At 73.1% G+C, this 20,474-nt stretch carries 21 protein-coding genes and 1 pseudogene; 5 read left to right on the forward strand and 17 right to left on the reverse strand.

The features are described 5' to 3' along the window. The first annotated feature begins 157 nt into the window (after positions 1-157). A complete protein-coding gene (locus tag ACN28F_RS12235; RefSeq protein ID WP_421357796.1) occupies positions 158-1,474 on the forward strand; it encodes an NAD(P)-binding domain-containing protein in 1,317 nt (438 codons plus the stop codon). Beyond that, positions 1,458-2,723: an MFS transporter gene (locus ACN28F_RS12240; protein ID WP_421357798.1), complete on the forward strand. Its 1,266-nt coding sequence runs from the start codon at positions 1,458-1,460 to the stop codon at positions 2,721-2,723. Before ACN28F_RS12235 ends, ACN28F_RS12240 begins: the two co-directional genes overlap by 17 nt. On the opposite strand, the gene ACN28F_RS12245 is transcribed toward ACN28F_RS12240, so the two are convergent. The 4 genes from ACN28F_RS12245 to ACN28F_RS12260 form a co-directional block, all read right to left on the reverse strand. Further along, complete coding sequence (locus ACN28F_RS12245) at positions 2,698-3,588, reverse strand: alpha/beta fold hydrolase (protein ID WP_289208098.1); 891 nt, start codon at positions 3,586-3,588, stop codon at positions 2,698-2,700. The two genes, ACN28F_RS12240 and ACN28F_RS12245, sit on opposite strands and share 26 nt — an antisense overlap. Continuing rightward, the gene (locus ACN28F_RS12250) at positions 3,585-3,893 is read right to left on the reverse strand and encodes a DUF2516 family protein (protein ID WP_282225333.1); all 309 of its coding nucleotides are present in this window, start codon (positions 3,891-3,893) and stop codon (positions 3,585-3,587) included. Before ACN28F_RS12250 ends, ACN28F_RS12245 begins: the two co-directional genes overlap by 4 nt. Before the next feature lie 66 nt (positions 3,894-3,959). Next, a complete protein-coding gene (locus ACN28F_RS12255) occupies positions 3,960-4,571 on the reverse strand; it encodes a hypothetical protein (protein WP_421357801.1) in 612 nt (203 codons plus the stop codon). Next, on the reverse strand, positions 4,568-5,137 hold the full coding sequence (locus ACN28F_RS12260) for a helix-turn-helix domain-containing protein (RefSeq protein WP_289208101.1): 570 nt from the start codon (positions 5,135-5,137) through the stop codon (positions 4,568-4,570). The genes ACN28F_RS12255 and ACN28F_RS12260 overlap by 4 nt, the downstream gene beginning before the upstream one ends. A gap of 161 nt (positions 5,138-5,298) precedes the next feature. Between ACN28F_RS12260 and ACN28F_RS12265 the strand changes: the two genes are divergently transcribed. Then, positions 5,299-6,108, forward strand: coding sequence for an alpha/beta fold hydrolase (locus ACN28F_RS12265; protein WP_421357803.1), 810 nt, complete (start codon positions 5,299-5,301; stop codon positions 6,106-6,108). A gap of 70 nt (positions 6,109-6,178) precedes the next feature. On the opposite strand, the gene ACN28F_RS12270 is transcribed toward ACN28F_RS12265, so the two are convergent. The 6 genes from ACN28F_RS12270 to mtfM all read right to left on the reverse strand — a co-directional run bounded on the left by ACN28F_RS12270 (position 6,179) and on the right by mtfM (position 10,481). Then, complete coding sequence (locus ACN28F_RS12270; RefSeq protein WP_289208103.1) at positions 6,179-7,177, reverse strand: asparaginase; 999 nt, start codon at positions 7,175-7,177, stop codon at positions 6,179-6,181. Next, positions 7,174-8,010, reverse strand: coding sequence for a 3-keto-5-aminohexanoate cleavage protein (locus ACN28F_RS12275; protein WP_421357805.1), 837 nt, complete (start codon positions 8,008-8,010; stop codon positions 7,174-7,176). The genes ACN28F_RS12270 and ACN28F_RS12275 overlap by 4 nt, the downstream gene beginning before the upstream one ends. 61 nt (positions 8,011-8,071) lie before the next feature. Then, positions 8,072-9,166: a YgfZ/GcvT domain-containing protein gene (locus tag ACN28F_RS12280; RefSeq protein ID WP_421357807.1), complete on the reverse strand. Its 1,095-nt coding sequence runs from the start codon at positions 9,164-9,166 to the stop codon at positions 8,072-8,074. Positions 9,167-9,188: 22 nt separating this feature from the next. Further along, positions 9,189-9,611, reverse strand: a complete 423-nt coding sequence (locus tag ACN28F_RS12285) for a Fur family transcriptional regulator (RefSeq protein WP_289208106.1) — start codon at positions 9,609-9,611, stop codon at positions 9,189-9,191. Between the two features lie 45 nt (positions 9,612-9,656). Beyond that, entirely contained in the window at positions 9,657-10,316 is a 660-nt protein-coding gene (locus ACN28F_RS12290) for an FABP family protein (protein WP_289208107.1), read from the reverse strand. A gap of 63 nt (positions 10,317-10,379) precedes the next feature. Then, positions 10,380-10,481, reverse strand: coding sequence for a small membrane protein MtfM (gene mtfM, locus ACN28F_RS12295; RefSeq protein WP_289208108.1), 102 nt, complete (start codon positions 10,479-10,481; stop codon positions 10,380-10,382). Positions 10,482-10,506: 25 nt separating this feature from the next. Between mtfM and ACN28F_RS12300 the strand changes: the two genes are divergently transcribed. Beyond that, the gene (locus ACN28F_RS12300) at positions 10,507-10,872 is read left to right on the forward strand and encodes a DsrE family protein (protein WP_289208109.1); all 366 of its coding nucleotides are present in this window, start codon (positions 10,507-10,509) and stop codon (positions 10,870-10,872) included. A gap of 104 nt (positions 10,873-10,976) precedes the next feature. Here the strand turns inward: ACN28F_RS12300 and ACN28F_RS12305 are convergent, their stop codons facing one another. From ACN28F_RS12305 to ACN28F_RS12315, 3 genes and pseudogenes are all read right to left on the reverse strand, one after another. After that, positions 10,977-11,432 (reverse strand): hypothetical protein, encoded by a 456-nt coding sequence (locus ACN28F_RS12305; protein ID WP_421357810.1) that lies wholly within the window; start codon positions 11,430-11,432, stop codon positions 10,977-10,979. Between the two features lie 48 nt (positions 11,433-11,480). Then, complete coding sequence (locus tag ACN28F_RS12310; RefSeq protein ID WP_421357812.1) at positions 11,481-12,329, reverse strand: hypothetical protein; 849 nt, start codon at positions 12,327-12,329, stop codon at positions 11,481-11,483. 238 nt (positions 12,330-12,567) lie between these two features. Next, positions 12,568-13,053: pseudogene (locus ACN28F_RS12315) on the reverse strand (winged helix-turn-helix domain-containing protein); the annotation flags it as partial. Positions 13,054-13,478: 425 nt separating this feature from the next. Between ACN28F_RS12315 and ACN28F_RS12320 the strand changes: the two are divergent. After that, entirely contained in the window at positions 13,479-17,897 is a 4,419-nt protein-coding gene (locus ACN28F_RS12320; RefSeq protein WP_421361374.1) for a S8 family serine peptidase, read from the forward strand. A gap of 104 nt (positions 17,898-18,001) precedes the next feature. Here the strand turns inward: ACN28F_RS12320 and ACN28F_RS12325 are convergent, their stop codons facing one another. The 4 genes from ACN28F_RS12325 to ACN28F_RS12340 form a co-directional block, all read right to left on the reverse strand. Continuing rightward, positions 18,002-18,604: a lamin tail domain-containing protein gene (locus ACN28F_RS12325; RefSeq protein WP_421357814.1), complete on the reverse strand. Its 603-nt coding sequence runs from the start codon at positions 18,602-18,604 to the stop codon at positions 18,002-18,004. 350 nt (positions 18,605-18,954) lie between these two features. After that, entirely contained in the window at positions 18,955-19,296 is a 342-nt protein-coding gene (locus tag ACN28F_RS12330) for a DUF1416 domain-containing protein (RefSeq protein ID WP_289208113.1), read from the reverse strand. A gap of 2 nt (positions 19,297-19,298) precedes the next feature. Further along, complete coding sequence (locus ACN28F_RS12335) at positions 19,299-20,147, reverse strand: sulfurtransferase (protein WP_289208114.1); 849 nt, start codon at positions 20,145-20,147, stop codon at positions 19,299-19,301. A 225-nt stretch (positions 20,148-20,372) separates the two neighbouring features. After that, positions 20,373-20,450 carry an Ms5788A family Cys-rich leader peptide gene (locus tag ACN28F_RS12340; RefSeq protein ID WP_421361375.1) on the reverse strand — a complete coding sequence of 26 codons (78 nt, stop codon included), beginning with the start codon at positions 20,448-20,450 and terminating at the stop codon, positions 20,373-20,375. Positions 20,451-20,474 lie beyond the last annotated feature (24 nt).

A 20,474-nucleotide genomic window follows, 5' to 3' on the forward strand; every position in this document is an offset into this window, starting at 1 on the left:
GCCGCCTTGTCCTGCCACGAGGCGAGAGCCTAGTACCTGAGGACCAGTCCGGCGTGATTCGATGAGTGTCGAACTTGACTGTCGTCGAATCAGCCGGCATCGTAGGACTGGTTCGACAACCATCAAGACAACACGTCAGCCCGCCACGGAGGGGTCCATGAACAACGAGGAGTTGCCGGTCGTCGTCATCGGCGCCGGGCCGGTCGGCCTGGCCGCCGCCGCCCACCTGCACGAACGCCAACTGCCGTTGCTGGTCCTCGAAGCCGGCAGCCGGGCCGGCGCGGCGGTCGACCAGTGGGGCCACGTCCGACTCTTCTCCCCGTGGCGCTACGACATCGACGCCGCCGCCCGCCGGCTGCTCGACGCCGCCGGCTGGGCCGCCCCGGACCCCGACCACCTGCCGACCGGCACCGAACTCGTCGGCGACTACCTCGAACCGCTGGCCAAGCTGCCCGCACTGGCCGAGCGCATCCGGTACGGCGCGCGGGTGGTCGCGCTGGGCCGCGCCGGCGTCGACCGGGTCCGCACCGCCGGCCGGCAGCAGGCACCGTTCGTGGTCCGGCTCGCCGACGGTACGGAGATCCGCGCCAGCGCCGTCATCGACGCCAGCGGCACCTGGGGTACGCCCAACGTGCTCGGCGCCAACGGGCTGCCCGCCCACGGCGAGCAGCAGGCCGCCCACCTGATCAGCGGCGCACTGCCGGACGTGCTCGGCGCCGACCGGGCCACGTACGCCGGCCGCCACACCGTCGTCGTCGGATCCGGCCACTCCGCCGCCAACACCCTGCTGGCCCTCGCCGAACTCGCCGACCAGGAGCCCGGCACCCGGATCACCTGGGCCACCCGGGGTGCCAGCATCGACCGGGCCCTCGGCGGCGGGGACGCCGACGCGCTGCCCGGCCGTGGTGAGCTCGGCACCGGGCTGCGACTGCTGGTCGACTCCGGTCGGGTCGAGCTGGTCACCGGCTTCGCCGTACACAGTGTCCGGACCTTGCCGGACGACGGCGGCGTCGAGCTGGTCGCCACCGACGGACGGACGTCGACCGCCGACCGGGTCGTCAGCGCCACCGGCTTCCGCCCCGATCACCGGATCGCCGACGAGCTGCGCCTCGACCTGGACCCGGCACTCGGCTGCACCCGGATGCTGGCCCCGCTGATCGACCCGAACGAGCACTCCTGCGGCACCGTCCGCCCGCACGGGGTGGACGAGCTCAGCCAGCCGGAGCCGGGCTACTACCTGGTCGGGATGAAGAGCTACGGGCGCGCGCCGACGTTCCTGCTGGCCACCGGCTACGAACAGGTCCGGTCGATCGCGGCGGCGCTGGCCGGCGACTGGGCCGCCGCCCGCGACGTCCAGCTCGACCTGCCGGAGACCGGGGTCTGCTCGGTGACGCAGGCCTACCCGGTGTCGCCGGCTGACGCCGAAGCCGACGCTGGGCAGGGCGCGGCCGGTTCCGGTGGTTGCTGCGGTTGACCACCGTCGGGCCTGGTGGATCGTGGCGGCGCTGGCGGTCACCCAGACCGTCGGCTACGGCGCGCTGTACTACTCGTTCCCGGTCTTCCTGCCGGCAGTCGCCGCCGACCTGGCGGTGAGCCCGACCCAGGCGACCGGCGCCTTCACCGCGTCGGTGCTGGCCGGCGCGGCGCTCGCGGTGCCGGTCGGGCGCTGGCTCGACCGGTACGGTGGCCGCGCCTCGATGACCGTCGGCTCGATCGCCGGCACCCTGGCACTGGTCGGCTTCTCCCGGATCGACACGCTGGCCGAACTCTATCTGATGTGGACGGCGATCGGGGCGGTCGGCGCGCTGGTGCTCTACGAGTCGGCGTTCGCCGTGGTGGTCAGCTGGTTCGACGCCGCCCGCCGACCCACCGCGCTCCTGGCGGTGACCCTGGTCGCCGGTTTCGCCAGCACGATCTTCCTGCCGCTGACCGGGCTGCTCGTCGACCGGTACGGCTGGCGGGTCACCGCTCTGGTCCTGGCCGCCGTACACGGCTGTCTCACCGTACCGCTGCATGCGGTGGTGATCCGCCGACCACCGGGACGGGCGGTCGCACCTCGCAGGTCCGGGCGTGGCCGGCGTGGCCCGCGCGCCGACCGCCGGTCGGATCCCGGCCGGGCCGCGCTCGGGCGCGCTGTGCGTGACCACCGGTTCTGGCTGCTGGCCACCGCCTTCGTGGCGCACGCCGCCGGGCTGGTCACCGTCACCATCCACCTGGTGAGCTTCCTGCAGTACGCCGGACACGACGCCACGTTCGCGGCGACGGTCGTCGGCGGGCTCGGCGTGCTGTCGGTCGCCGGGCGGATCATCATGACGGTGCTGCAGCGGTGGCAGACCCCGACGCTGGTCATCGCCGGAGTGTTCGGGGTGCAGGCGGTGGCCGCCGGGGCGCTGCCGGCGGTGGCCGGCGGGACCGTCGGTGCGGTCGCCGGGATCGTCTGCTTCGGCCTCGGATTCGGGGTGGCCACGCTCGCCCGACCGACGCTGCTCAGCCAACTCTTCGGCGCCTCCGGTTTCGCGACCATCTCGGCGGTGCTGGTCGTGCCGGTGACACTGGTGACCGCGCTCGCCCCGCTCGGCGCGGCGGTACTGCAGCAGGTCACCGGCAGTTGGACGGTGGTGTGGGCCGCCGTCGCGGGGTGCTGCGTGGTCGCCGCGACGGCGGTGGCCGCCGTCGGCCGGAAGTCACCGGACCCGGCTACGGGGCGTTCAGGAAGTCGCTGACCCGCTGCCTCAGGTCGGTCCGGTGGTTCCAGAGCACACCGGGGCGGTCGTAGACGTGCAGGGTCGCCTCCGGCAGCGCAGCGACGTACCGCTCGGCGATCTCGACCGGGTGCAGGTCGTCGCCGACGCAGCCGATCACCAGGACCCGGGCGGTGACCGCTGCCAGCGCGGCCGGGTCGGGCACCGGCACCGCCGTGGCCAGATCCACCAGCTCGGTGGCGAGGCCGTCGCGCAGCAACTGGTCGATCCGGGTACGCAGGTACGCCCAGGCGCCCGGGGTGTTACGCACCTGCACCGGCGTCTCGGCGGCGATCACCTCGGCGACTCCGGACACGTCACCGTCGTTGACGGCGGTGACCAGTTCGGCGAACCGGTGCCGGGCCGCGACCGGCCGGGCGGTGTCCAGCACGGCCGGCAGGAACAGCACGACCCGGTCGAACCGTTGCGGGCTGTCGACGAGCAGCCGGGCCAGCGCACCTGCGCCGAGGCTCATCCCGACGGCCCGGCTGGCGCCAGACAGGTCCGCCACCGCCCGCAGGTCGCGGGCCAGGTCCGGGTAGTCCCACGGGCCGGTCGGCGCGGCCGACCGGCCGTGCCCCCGGAACTGGAAGAAGACCTTGCGGCCGGCCACCCCGCTGCCCAGCGGTCGGGTGGTGGCGATGCCGTGCGCGAGGCCGTGCGCGAACACGGTCGTCGGCTCGCCGGCCCCGGTGATCAGCTGTTCCAGCGCCACGCCGTGCGCGGTGGCGACGATGTCGGTCTCCGGCTCCGGCAGCGCCGGTCGGCCGGTGCGGGGGCCGGACGGTCCAGGTCCGTACGTGCGCGGGCCGCCGTCAGGTGGCGGCGGCCAACGGAAATCTCTCACCAGGACCCTCTGCCGTCGGAGATGTCCCGCAGCCCGACCCGTACGTCGAGCAGGTAGACCAGTCCGGCGGCGATCCCGATCAGCCCGAAGAGGCTGACCTGGAACAGCAGGGTGAGCAGCAGGCAGATGCCGAGAATGGCCAGCCACGCACCCTTGGGCAGGGTGCCGATCGCCGGGAACGCCTCGCCCTTCTGCGTGACGCAGTGCACCAGGGCGACACCCTGGACCACCAGTGCGAACACGAACAGCGCCAGGTCGAGGATGTACCGAACGTCGGCATAGAACAGCGGCGCGGCAGAGTCCATGAGCAAAGCTTATGCCGCGCGCCCCGGACGCGTGCCACCTGTGTCCGGGGCGCGGACGAACTCGAACTACTTGGTCGAGGGCCGGGTCCGCTTGGTCGGCTTCGACCCGTTGATCTTCGCCGGGGCCTCGGCCGCCGCCGTCGGCGGCGTGGTCTCGGTGGCGGTCGGCGCGGTGGCCTGCGGGGCCTCGGTGGCTGTCGCGACCGTCGCCGGGGTCGGCTCCGGTTGGCTCTGCGTGGTCGCGGTCACCTGGGCCGGGGCCTCGGTGGCTTCCATGTCGGCGGTGACGGTGTCGGCGGCCCGCACGACACCGGTGCCGACGACCCGCTCGCCGTGGGCGACCAGGGTGCCGTAGATCGCCATCGCCCGCTGGCTCGCGGCCTGCGCACCGGCGAGAACGGCGTCCCGGTTGCGCAGCGCCAGCGCCCGCAGCCGGTCCAGGTCGGCGCCGTTGTTGGCCCGCTCACGCAGCTCGGCGGTGCTCTGCACAGCCTTGGTCCGCAGGTCGGCGGTGCTCTGCGCGGCCTTGGTCCGCAGGTCGGCGGTGGTGACGGTGGCCTTGCCGGTCAGCTCGGTGACGGCCGTCGGCAACTTACGCAGCTGCTGGTACGCCAGGTCACCGGCGCCGGCGACGGCGTACAGCGGGGCGGGGATCCGTTTGGTCTTCGGCTGGCTCATGACTGCTCCTCCTTGGCTGCGGCGGCGGCCTGGTCGGTGGTCCCGGCGCGGGGCGTACGGCGCCGGGCGGTGGTCTTCTTCGGCGGATCCGCTGGCGGGGCCGCGGTGGGCGGGGCGGGCGCGGCACCGGCTTCGGTGACGGCCACGGACCGCAGCGCCTGGTCCTCGGCCTCGTCGGCGGCGGCGCTCGGCGCCGTGGTGTCGGTGTGCGTCTCGGCGTGCCGGGCGTTCTCCCGGCGGAAGGTCTCGTAGATCTGGCTCAGCGACTGCTTCTGCGCCATCGACAGGTCCGGGTCGGCCGCGATCGCGGCGAGCACTCCCTGGCCGTGGTTGTCGTCGAGCAGCCCGGCCCGCAGGTACATCACCGGGGTGGAGACCCGCAGCGCGCTGGCGAGCTGCTGCAGCACCTCGGCGCTGGGTTTACGCAGGCCACGCTCGACCTGGCTGAGGTACGGGTTGCTCACGCCGGCCTGCTCGGCGAGTTGGCGCAGCGAGATGCGGGCGTTGTGCCGCAGGTCGCGGATGAAGCCCCCGATGTCGCGAGGCAGGTCCTTGGGTGTGGCCATGACTCGACGGTAGCCCGAGGTGCTTGCTTCTGCTAGCGAATGCTTGCGAAAGTTAGCGGAGTCACCCGGCAGAGCACCCGCGACCCGGCTGAGCACCCGCAACGCGGTCACCCGAAACCCGGTCGCCCGCCCCCGACCGCCGGCGCTAGGCTCCCCGGACGATGGCATCGACCCGAGTAGGCGACGCGACGATCCACTACGACGAGATCGGCGACGGGCCACCCGTACTGCTGATCCATGCTGGCATCGCCGACCGCCGCATGTGGCAGGCGCAGCTCGCCGCGCTGTCCGGCCAGGCCCGGCTGATCGCCATGGACCTGCGCGGGTACGGCGAATCCGACCTGCCGTCGGCGGCGTTCGCCCACCACGACGACGTGATCGGGCTGCTCGACGCGCTCGGCGTCGCCCGCGCCACCCTGGTCGGCTGCTCGTTCGGCGGCGCGGTGGCCCTCGACGCCACGCTCGCCCACCCGGACCGGGTGACCGGGCTCGCCCTGTTCGGCTCCGCGCTCGGCGGCCACGACTGGTCCGACGCCACCGAAACGCTCTGGGACGACCTCGTCGGGCAGGTCGACCCCGAGGACCTGGACGCGATGGCCGACGCCGAGGTGCGGTTCTGGGTCGTCGGCCCGCACCGCCAACCGGCCGACGTCGACCCGACGCTGCTCAGCCTCGCCCGCGAAATGGACCGACGTGCCCTCGCCGCCGAAGCCGCACTCGGCGACGTCACCCAGCACGAACTCGACCCACCGGCGGCCCGGCGGCTCGGCGAGATCGGCGTACCGGTGCTCGTCGCCGCCGGCGCCCTCGACGTGCCGGACATCCGCACCCTGGCCGACCTGCTCGCCGCCGGCATCCCGCAGGCCCGGCGGCTGCCCGACGTGCCCGGCGCGGCGCACCTGCTGCCGCTGGAACGCCCGGCCGAGGTCAACGCCGCGCTGCACGACTTCCTCGCCGCCCTACCGCACTGAACCGCCCTGGGCGGTCAGACCGCGCTGAACCGCCCAGGGCGGTCAGACCGCGCTGACCCCCCCTGGGCGGTCAGGGCAGTGCCCGTACGGTGCCGACCGGCTGGCCGCCGCCGACCACCACCGCCCCGGCGAGCTGCACCAACGCCGGCTCGGCCGCGTCGTCGTCGCTGACCCCGAGCCGACGCAGCGCCGCCACCACCGGCGGTACCGCCGCCCGCATCGCCCCGTCGTCGACCTTCACCGCGACCGCGCCCACGTCCGGTACGGCGACCGCCAGCACACCCTCCGCGCCGACCTTGGCCAGCAGACCGGGCACCGCCCGCATCAACCGGGTGTCCGCCCGGCCGGTGCCGCCGACCAGTTCCGGGTACGCGCGCATCGCATCGGCCACGGTCCGCTCCACCGAGCCGGGCTGGCCGGACACCAACCGCAGGAACGCCCGCGCCACCGCCGTCAACGACACCGCGAGCACCGGCGCGCCGCAGCCGTCCACGCCGACGGCGGCCGCCGGCTCACCGGCCAGCTCCTGCACCGCGTCCCGGATCCGCTCCTGCAGCGGATGCTCCGGATGCCAGTACTCGTCCACCGGCCAGCCGGCCGCCCGGCAGGTCAACAGCATCCCGGCGTGCTTGCCGGAACAGTTCATCTGCAGCCGGCTCGGCCCGCCGCCGGCCCGCAGTACGGCGGCCGCCGCCGCCTCGCCCATCGGCAGGTCCGGCGGGCACCGCAACGCCGCCTCGGTCAACCCGACGCAGCGCAGCAGCGCCGCCACCCGGGCCAGGTGGAAGTCCTCGCCGCTGTGGCTGGCGCAGACCAGGGCCAGATCGGCCGGATCGGTCAGGCGCAGCCCGGCCCGCAACATGCCGACCGCCTGCAGCGGCTTGTTCGCCGACCGGGGAAAAACCGGCGACGTCACGTCACCGAACTGCTCCCGGCAGGCGCCGTCGGCTCCGAGGACGACCAGCGACCCCCGGTGCGTACTCTCCACGAAACCGGACCGGACCACCTCGACCAGTGGGACCCCACCGGCGTACCGGGCCGGGGCCGCCACCGCGCCGGGCCCGCTCACCGGGCGGCCAGGCCGAGCAGTTCCCGGGCCTGCGCCGGGGTGGCCGGCGGACGCTGCGCCACCTGGGCCAGGCTGACCGCGCGGGCCACCAGCTGCATGTTCGACTCGACCGGGCGGCCCTTGGCGTAGCTGAGGGTGTCCTCCATGCCGACCCGCAGATGCCCGCCGGCGGACAGCGCGGCGAACATCACCGGCAGGCTGGACCGGCCGATCCCGGTGGCCGAGAAGGTGGTGCCCGCCGGCAGGTCCCGGATCGCCTGGGTGCAGGCGACGAGCGCGGCCGTCGTGCCGGGCATGCCGCCGGGCACCCCCATCACCAGGTCGACGTGGACGTGACCGCCGGCCGGCAGCCCGTACCGGTCGAGTAGTCGCTGCAGCGCGGCCAGCTGCCCCAGGTCGAAGATCTCGTACTCCGGCACGATGCCCCGGTCCTGCATCCGGGTGTGCAGCTCGACGATGAACTCCCACCGGTTGCTGAACACGTCGTCGCCGAAGTTGACCGTGCCCATCGTGCAGGACGCCATCTCGGGGCCGGCGTCGAGCACGGCCAGCCGGTCGGCTTCCGGGTCGGTGACGGCCCCGCCGGTGGAGAGCTGGACGATCAGGTCGGTCCGCTCCCGCAGCGCCTCTACCGTGGCTCGCAACCGGCCCGGGTCCAACGTCGGGGCGGCGTCGTCGTCACGGACGTGGACGTGGATCACCGACGCGCCGATCGCGGCGCATTCGACCGCCGTACGCAGCAGTTCGTCGAGGGTGACCGGCAGCGCGGGCGCCTCGTGCCGGGCCGTTTCGGCACCGGTCGGCGCGACCGTGATCAACGTCGTTGTCGTCATGGCGCGATCTTCGCATGCCGGCTGCGTGGCCGGTCAGGGCTCGACTGTCGGGGCTTTCCCGTCAGTCTTCCTCGACGGCCGCCGCGAACTCGCCGACGCGCAGCGGGGCGTCGGCGGGCACGTTGCGTTTGAGTACCGCCAGCGCGATCATCCCGAGCTCGTGGTGGCGCACGGCGGTGCCGACGAACCCGACCGTACGGCCGTCCACGGTCAGCGGGGTGCCGGCGTCCGGCGGGATGTCACTGGCCACCCCGTCCAGGTGCAGCAGCGCCAGCCGGCGCGGCGGCCGGCCCAGGTTGTGCACCCGGGCCACCGTCTCCTGCCCCCGGTAGCAGCCTTTGTCCAGGTGGACCGCCGGCCCGAGCAGCCCGACCTCCGCCGGGATCGTGCGGTGGTCGGTCTCCAGGCCCACCCGAGGGGTACGCGCGGCGACCCGGACCGCCTCGTACGCCCACAACCCGGCCGGGGCGATCCCGGCCTCGGTCGCTGCGGCCACCAGCTGCGCCATCGCGGCCCGGGGCACCAGCAGGTCGACACCGAGCGGCACCCGACGCGCCCACCCGCCGGCGTACGGGCCGTCGCCCGGCAGCGCGGTCACCGCGTACAGCGCGGTGGGCCGGCCGGGCAGCGACCCGGCGGCGAACTTCGGCCCCGGCACCGCCAGCAGGTCCGGCGCGGCCAGCCCGGTCACGCCCAGCGCGGCGGCAGCGTCGGCCGCCGCCGGCCCGACCAGCGACAGCAGCGCCCAGTCGGCGGTCACCACGGCCGGGTCGACCTGGGTGAAGAACCGCATCTTCAGCAGGTACGCCAACAGGTCGTCGGCCATCGCCGGCTCGGTGTCCAGCCAGGTGGTGGTGCCGTCCTCGGCGACCATGGCGTGCTGCTCGACGTGGCCGTGCGGGGAGAGCACCAGCAGTTCGGTGCCCTGCCCGGCCCGCAGCGTCGCCAGGTGCTGGGTGGTGAGGGTGTGCAGCCAGCCGATCCGTTCCGCGCCCGGCACCGCCAGCACGCCCCGGTTGCTCCGGTCGACCAGCCCGACCTCGGTGTCCAGCCGGCGCTGCTCGCGCATCGGGTCGCCGTAGTGGGCGGCGACCCCGCCGTCACGGGCTCCGGGGGTGATCGCGGCGACGTCCACCGCGCCCGGCAGATCGATCATCGTTTGCCTCCGCACTGATCGATCATCGGTTGCCTCCGCACTGCTGGCAGATGCCGAACAGGGCCATGTGCCCGATGTCGACCTGGAAACCCCGCTCGGTGGCCAGCGCGGTGATCAGCGGCTCGGCCAGCGCCGGATCCATCTCCGCCACCGACTTGCAGGACCGGCAGACCAGGTGCACGTGCTGGTCGTCGGTGACCGGGTGGAAGGTGGGTGACCCGTGCGACAGGTGGGTGTGGGTGACCAGGCCGAGCTCTTCGAGCAGCTCCAGCGTCCGGTAGATGGTGGTGATGTTCACGCCGGCGGCGACCTCGCGGACCGCCGTGTGCACCTGCTCCGGGGTGGCGTGGCCCAGCTCGTGCACCGCTTCCAGGATCAGCTGGCGCTGCGCGGTGAGCCGTAGCCCGCGCGAACGCAGCATCTCAGCAAGCGATGAGTCGACCACCGTTCCCATCCTAGCGCCGCTCCGCCCATCCGCTGGCGAGCCGGATCAGCCGCCGACCCGGATCAGCCGGGCCGACAGGTGCGGCGACAGCGGCTGGCCCACCGCGGCCATCTCCTGCGCGTACAGCAGGGCGCCCTCGACGATGCCGAACAGCCGGTGTCCGCCGGTGACCTCCTTGGCGGTGCCGGTCCGGACCACCGCGTCGGTGGCCAACTCGACCTGCACCCCGGTGATCCGGCCCAGGTAGAGCTCCATCACCCCGGTCGGCGTCATCATCGTCGCCTCCAATTCGCCGGTCGCCCGACCCTCGGCGTCGGTGACCGCCCGCCACCAGCCGAGCTCACGGCCGACCGGGCGCACCGGGTGGGACTGCTCGTCGAGCAGCCAGGCCCGGGACTCGTACCGCAGGAACGGCCGGCCGTCGTGGCTGATCCGGATCTCCTGCGCGTAGTCGAAGTCCTCGATCGTGGGGTACCCGCCCCGGCCGCGGCCGCGCCACAGGCCGATGTACGGCAGCAGGGCGTTCAGCGCCGGATGCAGCTTCGGGCCGACCCGCAGGTCGTGGCTCTCCTCGAAGGGGTACGGCTCCACCGGCGGGGCGTCCAGCCACGGCGGCCGGACCGGATCCGGGTCCGCCCCGGCCGGTCGTTGCGTCCCGGGCGCGCTGCCCGGCTGTCCCGTCCCGGGCGCGCTGCTCGCGCTCATCGGTCCTCCGCTTCGTCACCGTCGTCCATGGCACCGTCGCCCATGGCATCGTCGTCCACGGCATCATCGTCCACGGCAGATGCGGACCGCGAGGTAGACCAGGCCACCGGTGAGCGCGCCGAAGCCCGCCACCAGCAGGCTGACGAACCCGATCTCGGTCACCATGACACGGTCATCCTATGCTGGCCGCATGGCTCGCACTCTCGTCGTGAAGGCGACCGCCGGCTCCGACGAGCCGGAGCGGTGCGCCCAGGCGTTCACCGTAGCGGGCACCGCCGCCGCGGCCGGCGTCGAGGTGTCGCTCTGGCTGACCGGCGAATCGGCCTGGTTCGGGCTGCCGGACCGGGCGGCCGCGTTCGATCTGCCGCACTCGGCCCCGCTGCCCGACCTGCTCGACGCGGTGCTGACCAGCGGCGGAACCGTCACCGTCTGTACGCAGTGCGCGGCGCGGCGCGGCATCGGCCCGGACGACGTACTGCCCGGCGTGCGCATCGCCGGGGCCGCTGTCTTCGTCGAGGAGATCATGGCCGACGAGGTGCAGGCCCTCGTCTACTGATCCCCACCCACGCCTCATGATCGCGACGATCTTGCACTTATCGTTGGACAAATCGGATAAATCTTCTCGATAACTGCAAGATCGTCGGGATCATGGGGGTGGGGTCAGCGGCGGCTGGTGGCTCGGCGTACCGCAGCCGCGCTGTAGGCCACGGCCGCGACGCCGGCGAACGCGCCGACGGCGATCAACGACGCGCCGATCGGCCAGAGACTCGCGTCACCCTCGGACGGGACGGTCACCGCGTCGGCGACCCAGATCGCGGTGAGCGTGACCGGCACCGCGATCGTCACGGCCGATGGACGGCGCAGCCAGCCGCCAGCGGCGGCGAGCACTGCCAGCACCCCGACCAGGGCGACGACCTGCCACGGCTGGTACGGACCGGTCTCCTCCAGGGAACCGGCGGCCAGTTCCCTCTCCCCGTGCCAACCGAGCAGCAGCAGATAGCCGGCCACGGTGACGACAGCGGATCCGATCGCGACGACCGCGCCGGGGATCCGGAGCCCCGGCGCACGAGCGGAGAGGTCGGTACGGGGTGCGGCGGAGAGACGAGCTTCGGTCATGTCTCTCAGTCTCGCCGCCCGCCGCCGGCCCGGCATGAGTGTGGATACTCAGCAACCGAAGACGGTCGAGGCGATCCGGAGCCTGTCGCCGTCGGCCTGCACCACGACGCCGGCATCGCCGTCGCGGTAGGCGTACCGCGCCGGTGCGGTGTCGGCGACCACCACCGCCGGGTCACCGACCTCGGTTGCCAGCGCCTCGGCGATCCGTTCGGCCTGGCCGGTGCCGGCCGCGACGGCGCTGCGCAGCCAGCCGCCCGCCGGGCAGGGCACCACGACCGTCCGCTCGGTCCGCACATCGGTCGCCCCGAGCAGCGCCAGCAGCCGGGCGGGTTCGTCATCGGAGTCGCCGGCCGACGCGGTGACGTCCACCGCGCCGGACTCCACCGGCCGACAGCCCGAACTGATCCGGAACTCCAGCACGCCGGGCGCGGTCAGCAACCCCCGTACGGCGACGAACTCCCCCGCGTCGGCGGTCAGCCGGGAGGACCCGCCGGTGGTGTCGCCGTGGCGGGTCCGCGCCACGTAGTGCGCCGGCAGCCGCTGCGCGACCCGGTCCAGCAGCGCCGGGCCCGACTCGGCACCGGTGTGCGCGGTCAGCACCCGGGTCAGCTCCGCGCCGGGGCGCACCGGGGTGATCCGGCAGCCGGACCGGACCACCTCGGCGCCGACGACCATCACGCCGGCGTCGCCGACGGCCGCCGTGAGGTCGACCGCCACCCGGTCCACGACCGGACGGGCGTCGGCGATGCTGCGTTGCTCTCTGACCGTCGGGGCGTCCTGTCGGACCGAGACGACGGCCAGGCCAAGCAGCAGCACCGCCCACGCACCGGAGACGGCGGCCAGCACCCAGCGGCGGCGTGACCGCCCCGGCGGAGTTGACGGCGGATCGAGACTCACCGGCCCATCGTGCCAGGTGCCGGCGACTGCCCACGCCAGGCCGGCGACCGGACCCGCCGACAGGTCCGCGTCAGGCCGGCGTCCGGACCCGGTTGTCGGCCGGCGATGTGACGGTCTGGTCCTCCGGTGCCGGCGCCAGGGGCGTCGGGACCAGGGGATCCAGGTGTGCGCCGGGATAGCCGGCGTAGCCGTGGTCGTCGGGGTCGGCGTAACCGTCGTCGACCGGGTAGCCGTCGTCCACCCCGTCGGCTGTCGCAGGGGTGGCCAGCCGGTAACCGACTCCGCGTACGGTCTGGATCTCCAGGCCGCCGCCGGCGCTGCGCAACTTGCGGCGCAGGCGTTTGACCGCGGAGTGCAGGATCGCGGTGTCGCCGAGGTAGGCCCCACCCCAGACGGTGCCGAAGAGACGTTCGTAGGTCCAGACGACGACGGGCGGCGTGGCGAGCCGGGCGAGCAGTTCCCGCTCCAGGCGGGTCAGGGCCAGTGGCTCGCCGCGCCAGGTGACGAGATGTCCCGGCACGTCGACGACGAGGTCACCGAGGACGACCGGCGCCGTCGGCGGCGGGGTCTCGGTGGGTACGGGCGGAAAGAGCATCGCCCGCAGCTCGGAAAGATCCGCACATATCACTACTGTGCCGCAGTCGTCGAGCCGTCTCACCACGCGCTCGCGGACCGCAACGTCAGCGGTGACACAGACAACCAGTGGCACTTCACCGTTGACCACCGCATTCCTCCCCAGGTAGCTGCGTGTCATCAGACAACGCCGTTTAGTCGCCGTAGTCAACAGCGACAGTCACCGATACCAGTCCCGCCCGACGCTCGACCACAAACTGTCCGGTTACTGCCTGAAAACTGCCCAACATTCCCCATTGATCACCCACGCCACCCGCTAAAGCATGACTCGTAGCCGTCGTGCGAGGACTTTCCGTAGATCATCTCCGCGCACGCGCCGAGCGGACTCCGGGCTTTCCGGGTCGCTGGTCTGCGGCCCGCCGGGTGCGGGCCGCCACGAGCTTGGGGGACCACGTGGTCGACCTGCCTCGCCGTCGTGCCGGACACCTGCACCGGACCCGTCGCGGTCCGGGCCGGCGGAAACGTTCCACCGCCGGCGGCTGGGCCGCCCGGACCCGGGCCACGGTCACCGCCGCGCTGGTCGCCCTGCTCGTCGTCACCGTCCCGCCCGTCGGCGCGGGCGCCGCCCCGTCGACCGGATCGGCGGACGCGCAACTCAGCGCCGAACTCGCCGCCACCCTGGACCGGCAGGGCACCGCCGACTTCATGGTGTACCTGCGCGAACGCGCCGACCTGCCGCGCGCCGCCACCGCCGCCACCGCCGGGCTGCCGGCCGGGTCACGACAGGCCGACGCCCGTGCCGCCGCCGTGTTCCGCGAACTGACCAGCACCGCCGAACGCAGCCAGCAGAGCCTGCGCGAGCTGCTCGACGAGCGCAAGGCCAGCTACACCCCGTACTGGATCGCCAACGCGGTCCGGGTCACCGGCGACCGCGCCCTCGCCGACCGGATCGCCACGCTGCCCGAGGTGGAACGCATCGACCCGGCCCGCAGCTACCCGCTGCTCACCCCGGAACCGGCCACACCGGTGACCGCCACCGACGGGGCCGGCACCGCCGCCGTCGAGTGGAACCTCACCAACGTCCGCGCCCCGCAGACCTGGGCCGAGTTCGGCACCCGGGGCGAGGGCATCGTGGTCGCCACGATCGACAGCGGTGTGCAGTACGACCATCCGGCGCTGGCGGCCAGCTACCGGGGCGCCGACGGTGCCGGCGGCTACGACCACGACTACAACTGGTTCGACCCGACCGGCATCTGCCCGGCCGGCACCCCGTGCGACAACAACGACCACGGCACCCACGTGACCGGCACCATCACCGGCGACGACGGCGGCACCAACCAGACCGGTGTGGCACCGGGCGCCCGCTGGATCGCGGCCAAGGGCTGCGAGGTCGACACCTGCTCGGACGCCTCGCTGCTGGCCGCCGGCCAGTGGGTGCTCGCCCCCACCGACAGCTCCGGCGCGAACCCGCGACCGGACCTGCGCGCCGACGTGGTCAACAACTCCTGGGGCGGCGGGCAGAACGACCCGTGGTACCGGCAGACCGTCGACGCCTGGGTCGCCGCCGGCATCTTCCCCGCCTTCGCCATCGGCAACGAGGGACCGGCCTGCGGCACCGCCAGCTCCCCCGGCGACTACCCGCAGGCGTACGCCGTCGGCAACTACGACGTCAACAACGTGATCGCCGCCCGATCCAGCCGGGGCGCCTCCCTGGTGGACGGTGCGGTGAAGCCGAACATCGCCGCGCCCGGCACCGCGATCCGCTCCAGCGTCCCCGGCGGCGGGTACGCGGCGTTCAGCGGCACCTCGATGGCCTCCCCGCACGTCGCCGGCACCGTCGCGCTGGCCTGGTCGGCGGCACCGACCCTGTACGGCGACATCGCCGCGACCCGGGCCCTGCTCGACGGCACCGCGATCGACACCGACGACACCAGCTGCGGTGGTACCGCCGCGAACAACAACAACTTCGGCGAGGGCCGGCTCGATGCGTACGCCGTCGTCGAGGCCGCCCCGCGCGGACCCGCCGGCCGGGTCGGCGGCGTCGTCACCGGCGACGGCGAGCCGCTGGCCGGCGCGACCGTCGCCACCGGCGAGCGCAGCGTCACCAGCGGAGCCGACGGCAGCTACGCGCTGACCCTGCCGACCGGCGAGCACACCCTCACCGCCAGCGCGTTCGGCTACCGGCCGGTGACCGCGACCGTCACCGTCACCGAGGACGGCACCGTCACGCAGGACTTCGACCTGGCGGCCACCACCGTGGTCACCCTGACCGGCCGGGTCACCGACGGCTCCGGGCACGGCTGGCCGCTGTACGCCCGGGTCGAGGTCGACGGACAGCCCGACACGCTCACCTACACCGACCCGGCGTCCGGGCGCTACACCCTCACCGTCCCCGGCGACACCGCCGTCGCCCTGCTGGTCACCCCGGTGCTGACCGGCTACCAGCCGGCCCGGGTCGAGGTCCCGGCCGGGGCCAGCGACCGGACCGTCAACGTCAGGGTCGGCGTCACCGCCGCCTGCGTCACCCCCGGCTACGCGGCCAGTTTCGGTACGCCGCTGCTCGCCGAGGACTTTTCCGCCGACACCGCCCCGGACGGCTGGTCCGTGGTGGAGCGCACCGCCGGCGGCGGTTGGGAGTTCACCGACATCGGCTCCCGGGGCAACCTCACCGGCGGTGACGGCGGCTTCGCCAACATCGACTCCGACGCACTCGGCGTCGGGCAGACCCAGGACACCGACCTGGTCACCCCGACCCTGGACATGTCCGGTACGGACGCGCCGTACCTGCGGTTCGCCAGCGACTGGCGGGCCGTCGGCCTCAGCGACAGCGCCGAGGTGGGGGTCTCCGTCGACGGCGGCGACACCTGGACCACCGTGTGGCGCCAGACCAGCAGCCGACGCGGCCCCCGGGTCGAGGAGATCCCGCTGACCGAGGTGGCCGGTGCCGCGCAGGTCCTCGTCCGGTTCCGCTTCCAGGGCACCTACGCCTGGTGGTGGCAGGTCGACGACGTCGAGGTGGTCGACCGCAGCTGCACCCCGCTGCCCGGCGGTCTGCTGGTCGGCACCACCACCGACCACAACACCGGGGCCGCGTTGAACGGCGTCACCGTGGCCGCCGTCGCCGACCCGACGGTCGCCGCCGTCTCCGCCGCCACGCCGGCCGACCCGACCCAGCCGGACGGCTTCTACCAGCTGTTCTCGCCGTTGACCGGGGAGCAGGAGTTCACCGCCACCCGGGCGCCGTACCAGGTGCGCAGCCGGACGGTGACGGTGGTGCCCGACGGTGCCCGACGGGCCGACTTCTCCGTCAAGGCCGGCCGGGTGACGCTCAGCCCGACCACCCCGGTGGTGTCCCACCAGCCGTACGGCAGCACCCGCAAGGCCAGCGTGACGGTGACCAACACCGGTAGCGCCCCGGCGACCGTGGAGATGCTGCCCAGCGGCGGCGACTTCGACCTGCTCGGCGCGGCCGCCGGTGCGGCCCTGACCGAGCACCGGGTCAAGGGGATCAGCAAGGCCTGGCAGGGTCAGGCGTACGGGGCTCCGGCCGGCGCGGCGCCGACCCGGATCAGCCCGGCCCCGGCGGCCGGCTCAGCGGCCGGCTCGGCGGCGGACGAGGCGTGGACCCGGGCACCGGACCACCCGACGGCGGTCTTCGACAACGCCGCCGCCACGCTCGACGGCAAGATCTACTCGGTGGCCGGCGGCAGCACCACCGGCACCGAACGCGACGCCTGGGTGTACGACCCGGTCACCGATGCCTGGAGTGCCCTGCCGGACCTGCCGGTGGCCCGCAGCAAGCCGGTGCTCGCCGCGGTCGGCGGCAAGCTGTACCTGTTCGGTGGGTGGGGTGCCGGCGGCACCCCGGTGGCCGGCGTCGACATGTTCGACCCGGCGACCGGGGCATGGTCGACCCTGCCCGGGGTGACCAGCCCGGCACCACGGGCGGCGGCCGGCTCGGCCGTGGTCGGCAGCACGGTCTACCTGATCGGCGGCTGCGTCGACGGCACCTGCACCGACTCCCGTACCGTGCTGGCCTTCGACACCGGCACCGGCACCTTCCGGTCCCGGGCCGACTACCCGCTCGCGGCGTCCTGGTTGGCCTGCGGCGGCATCGGCGACCGGGCGTACTGCGCCGGTGGGGCCGGGGCGGTCGAGTACCGGTCGGCGTACGCCTACGACCCGGCGGCCGACGCCTGGAGCCCGCTGCCGGACCTGCCACTGGACCTGTGGGGTGGCCAGTACGCCGCCGCAGGTGGCCTGCTGGTGATCGCCGGCGGGGTGACCGGGTCGTCGACCACGGTGACCAACCGGACGGTCGGCTTCGACCCGACCGCCGGGGTGTGGCGGGACCTGCCGAACACCCAGTTCGCCCGCTACCGGGGCGCCGGCGCCTGCGGGGCGTACAAGATCGGCGGCTCGCCGACGTCGTTCGTCGGATCGCCGCAGGTGGAGCTGCTGGACGGGTTGGCCTCGTGTGACGCGGCGGCCGACATCCCGTGGCTGGATCCCGCTCCGGGCAGCTTCACGCTGGCTCCCGGCGCGTCCCGGACGGTGACGGTCACCTTGTCGGCCACCGCCGAGGCCGGGGTGGACCAGCCGGGTCGCTATACCGCCACCCTCGGGCTGCGGTCGAACACCCCGTACCCGGTCGGTGCGGTGGACGTGCAGATGAACGTCTCGCCGCCGGCGTCCTGGGCGAAGGTGCAGGGCACCGTCTCCGGGCTCAGCTGCGCCGGGGTCGAGGTCGGAATCGCCGGGGCGACCGTACGGTTGAACTCGCTGACCGAGCCGGGCACCGGGTTCACGCTGCGCACCGACGCGACCGGTGGGTTCGCCTACTGGTTGCCCCGGGGGCAGTACCAGATCATCACCGCGAAGGACGGCTGGGTGCCGCAGGCCCACGAGCACCGGCTCCCGGCCGGGATCGTGACGACGGTCGACACCCTGCTGGAGCAGGTCGACCCGTGTCCGCCCCGGCTCGGCGGGGTCTGACAGCCACGGTGTGACGGCTCCGGCCGCCACGGCGTGACGGCACGAACGGGTGCCGGGCCAGCCCAGCTCTGGCCCGGCACCCGCCGGCGGTCAACCCTCGACGATCACGGGTTGACCGGGCACCGCACCCAGTCCCGGCCCTTCACGTAGGACCAGGAGCAGGTGTGCAGAGACTGGCCTTTCCGGTTCCGCAGGAATGCCTTGTCGCCGTTGACGTTCCACACGAATCCGCCATTGTTCCAGTAGACGGTCCGTGCGGTGTCGTCGCCGGAACCCGACCGCAGCCACACCCGACCACCGTTTGCCGGAATGACGACATCGCCGAATCGGTAGGTCCGGCCGTTGTTGTTGTGCACCGTGTAGCCGCGCAGATTGATGGCCTGCTTGCTCCGGTTGATCAGCTGCAACCATTCCCGGTTGAGCAGTGCTCCGCTGCCGTCGTCAAGCCCGTTCGGGTGGTACTGGACGCTGTGGACTCGCAGTTCAGAAGCTTCGGCACGGGCCGTCGCCGGCGCCGCAGTGGTCAGTGAGGCGACGACTCCGATCGCCACGGCCGTCAGGATACCGACAGTTCTCCGCATGATTCCCCCCATGGGATGAACGATTTTCACGGGCGCCGGAATGTCGAATGCCGATTCTTCGTCCGCTCGCCCCGGCAGGAAAATTGTGCGCGACCGACCCAGGAACAATCCAGGTAGTGACGTCATCAAGTCAGTTCGTCATCGTTCGCCGGAGTGCCGATGAGGGGCGGGCTTGTCGGCGATGCGGAGCGGCGAGTGACCGGGGTGACGCCACCGGTCAGCCGTTTCTGTTGTCGACAGCGCGACACCGGGGGTGCCGCTGTCGGCGACGCGACAGCCCTGATGGCTGCCGGTCCCGGCGGACCCGTACTGCGGTAGAGCGGTATTCCTGTGAGGAATATTTATACCTCTGAGGAATATCGTCCGGGCGCATGTCCCGGTGGGGCGGCGTCACGCGCAGTGACCCTGATCATGAGCTGCGGCCCTCGGAACGTGACGTTCCGAGGGCCGCAGCTTGTCGCAGGGGTGTCGGGGCCTCAGCCGCCGACGGTCACCCCGACCTCGTTGACGCCCTGGGCGGCGGTCACCGGCGTGTCGCCGTTGCCGTGCCGGGACAGGGCCCGCAGCGTCCAGCTGCCCGGGGCGGCGAAGAACCGGAACTGGCCGGCCGGGGAGGTCACCACCTCGGCGGTGAACTCACCGGTGGCGTCCAGCAGCCGCACGTACGCGCCGGCGACGACCTCGCCGTCAGCGGTCCGTACGGTGCCGGTGATCACGGTCTCCTTGGCCAGGTCGACGCTGGCGGGCAGCGGCGCGGACTGGTCCGGCGCGGCGCAGCCCGCAGCGGTCGCGGCGCTCGGCGTTGTCGCAGCTGTCATGGTCACGCCTTTCCGGGTTCGTCGCCGAGCACCACGGGCACGCCGATCAGCGAGCCGTACTCGGTCCAGGATCCGTCGTAGTTCTTGACGTTGGAGTGCCCGAGCAGCTCCTTGAGCACGAACCAGGTGTGCGAGGACCGCTCGCCGATGCGGCAGTACGCGATGGTGTCCTTGCCGTCGTCGAGACCGGCGTCGGCGTAGAGCGCACGCAGCTCGTCGTCGGACTTGAAGGTGCCGTCCTCGTTGGCCGCCTTGGACCACGGCACGCTGACCGCGGTCGGGATGTGCCCGGCCCGCTGCGCCTGCTCCTGCGGCAGGTGGGCGGGGGCGAGCAGCCGGCCGGCGTACTCGTCGGGCGAGCGGACGTCGACCAGGTTCTGGGTGCCGATGGCGGCGACGACCTCGTCGCGGAACGCCCGGATCGAGCTGTCCGGCTCCTGTGCGACGTACTGCGTGGCCGGGCGGGTGACGACCTCGGTGGTCAGCGGGCGGGCGTCGAGCTCCCACTTCTTGCGGCCGCCGTCGAGCAGCTTGACGTCGCCGTGGCCGTACAGCTTGAAGTACCAGTAGGCGTACGCGGCGAACCAGTTGTTGTTGCCGCCGTAGAGCACCACGACGTCGTCGTTGCTGATACCGCGCTCGGAGAGCAGCGCCTCGAACTGCGACTTGTTGATGAAGTCGCGGCGCACCGGGTCCTGCAGGTCGGTCTTCCAGTCGATCTTGATCGCGCCGGCGATGTGGCCACCGTCGTAGGCGCTGGTGTCCTCGTCGACCTCGACGAAGACGACGCCCGGGGCGTCGAGGTTCTTCTCGGCCCAGTCGGCCGAAACGAGTGCGGTGTCGCGACTCATCAGATCACTCCCTGGTTGGTTCTCCCCGACGGCGCCGGTGGCCGGACGGGGAACGCGGGTCGGTGGTGAGTCCACGCCGCAGGTGTCGCACCTGTGCGTGAACCCGTGGAGGACGGATCACGGACGTGCGACGGCGCCGCTGCCGGGCGTTGGTGGAGGATTCTTCGGGCACTGCCACCCGACCGTTGGAGAGGTCGGTGGACAGCCCGCCGGGTCAGCCCGCCGTCAGAGGACCGGGCGACACAGGCAGGTGGCCACACGGCACAGGTCGACCGCGCGCCGCTTGGTGAGGAACTTCCCCATGGGGCCGAAGCTTACCAGCCTGTT

This window comes from Solwaraspora sp. WMMA2101 (genome assembly GCF_049179175.1).
In the GTDB taxonomy this organism is placed as follows: Bacteria; Actinomycetota; Actinomycetes; order Mycobacteriales; family Micromonosporaceae; genus Micromonospora_E.

Coding starts and splice junctions, on each gene's coding strand:
- ACN28F_RS12300 (WP_289208109.1), top strand. CDS start 10,507: ATGGCTCGCACTCTCGTCGTGAAGGCGACCGCCGGCTCCGACGAGCCG.
- ACN28F_RS12305 (WP_421357810.1), bottom strand. CDS start 11,432: ATGACCGAAGCTCGTCTCTCCGCCGCACCCCGTACCGACCTCTCCGCT.
- mtfM (WP_289208108.1), bottom strand. CDS start 10,481: ATGGTGACCGAGATCGGGTTCGTCAGCCTGCTGGTGGCGGGCTTCGGC.
- ACN28F_RS12325 (WP_421357814.1), bottom strand. CDS start 18,604: ATGACGTCACTACCTGGATTGTTCCTGGGTCGGTCGCGCACAATTTTC.
- ACN28F_RS12290 (WP_289208107.1), bottom strand. CDS start 10,316: ATGAGCGCGAGCAGCGCGCCCGGGACGGGACAGCCGGGCAGCGCGCCC.
- ACN28F_RS12280 (WP_421357807.1), bottom strand. CDS start 9,166: ATGATCGATCTGCCGGGCGCGGTGGACGTCGCCGCGATCACCCCCGGA.
- ACN28F_RS12335 (WP_289208114.1), bottom strand. CDS start 20,147: ATGAGTCGCGACACCGCACTCGTTTCGGCCGACTGGGCCGAGAAGAAC.
- ACN28F_RS12265 (WP_421357803.1), top strand. CDS start 5,299: ATGGCATCGACCCGAGTAGGCGACGCGACGATCCACTACGACGAGATC.
- ACN28F_RS12235 (WP_421357796.1), top strand. CDS start 158: ATGAACAACGAGGAGTTGCCGGTCGTCGTCATCGGCGCCGGGCCGGTC.
- ACN28F_RS12340 (WP_421361375.1), bottom strand. CDS start 20,450: ATGGGGAAGTTCCTCACCAAGCGGCGCGCGGTCGACCTGTGCCGTGTG.
- ACN28F_RS12255 (WP_421357801.1), bottom strand. CDS start 4,571: ATGAGCCAGCCGAAGACCAAACGGATCCCCGCCCCGCTGTACGCCGTC.
- ACN28F_RS12250 (WP_282225333.1), bottom strand. CDS start 3,893: ATGGACTCTGCCGCGCCGCTGTTCTATGCCGACGTTCGGTACATCCTC.
- ACN28F_RS12275 (WP_421357805.1), bottom strand. CDS start 8,010: ATGACGACAACGACGTTGATCACGGTCGCGCCGACCGGTGCCGAAACG.
- ACN28F_RS12330 (WP_289208113.1), bottom strand. CDS start 19,296: ATGACAGCTGCGACAACGCCGAGCGCCGCGACCGCTGCGGGCTGCGCC.
- ACN28F_RS12260 (WP_289208101.1), bottom strand. CDS start 5,137: ATGGCCACACCCAAGGACCTGCCTCGCGACATCGGGGGCTTCATCCGC.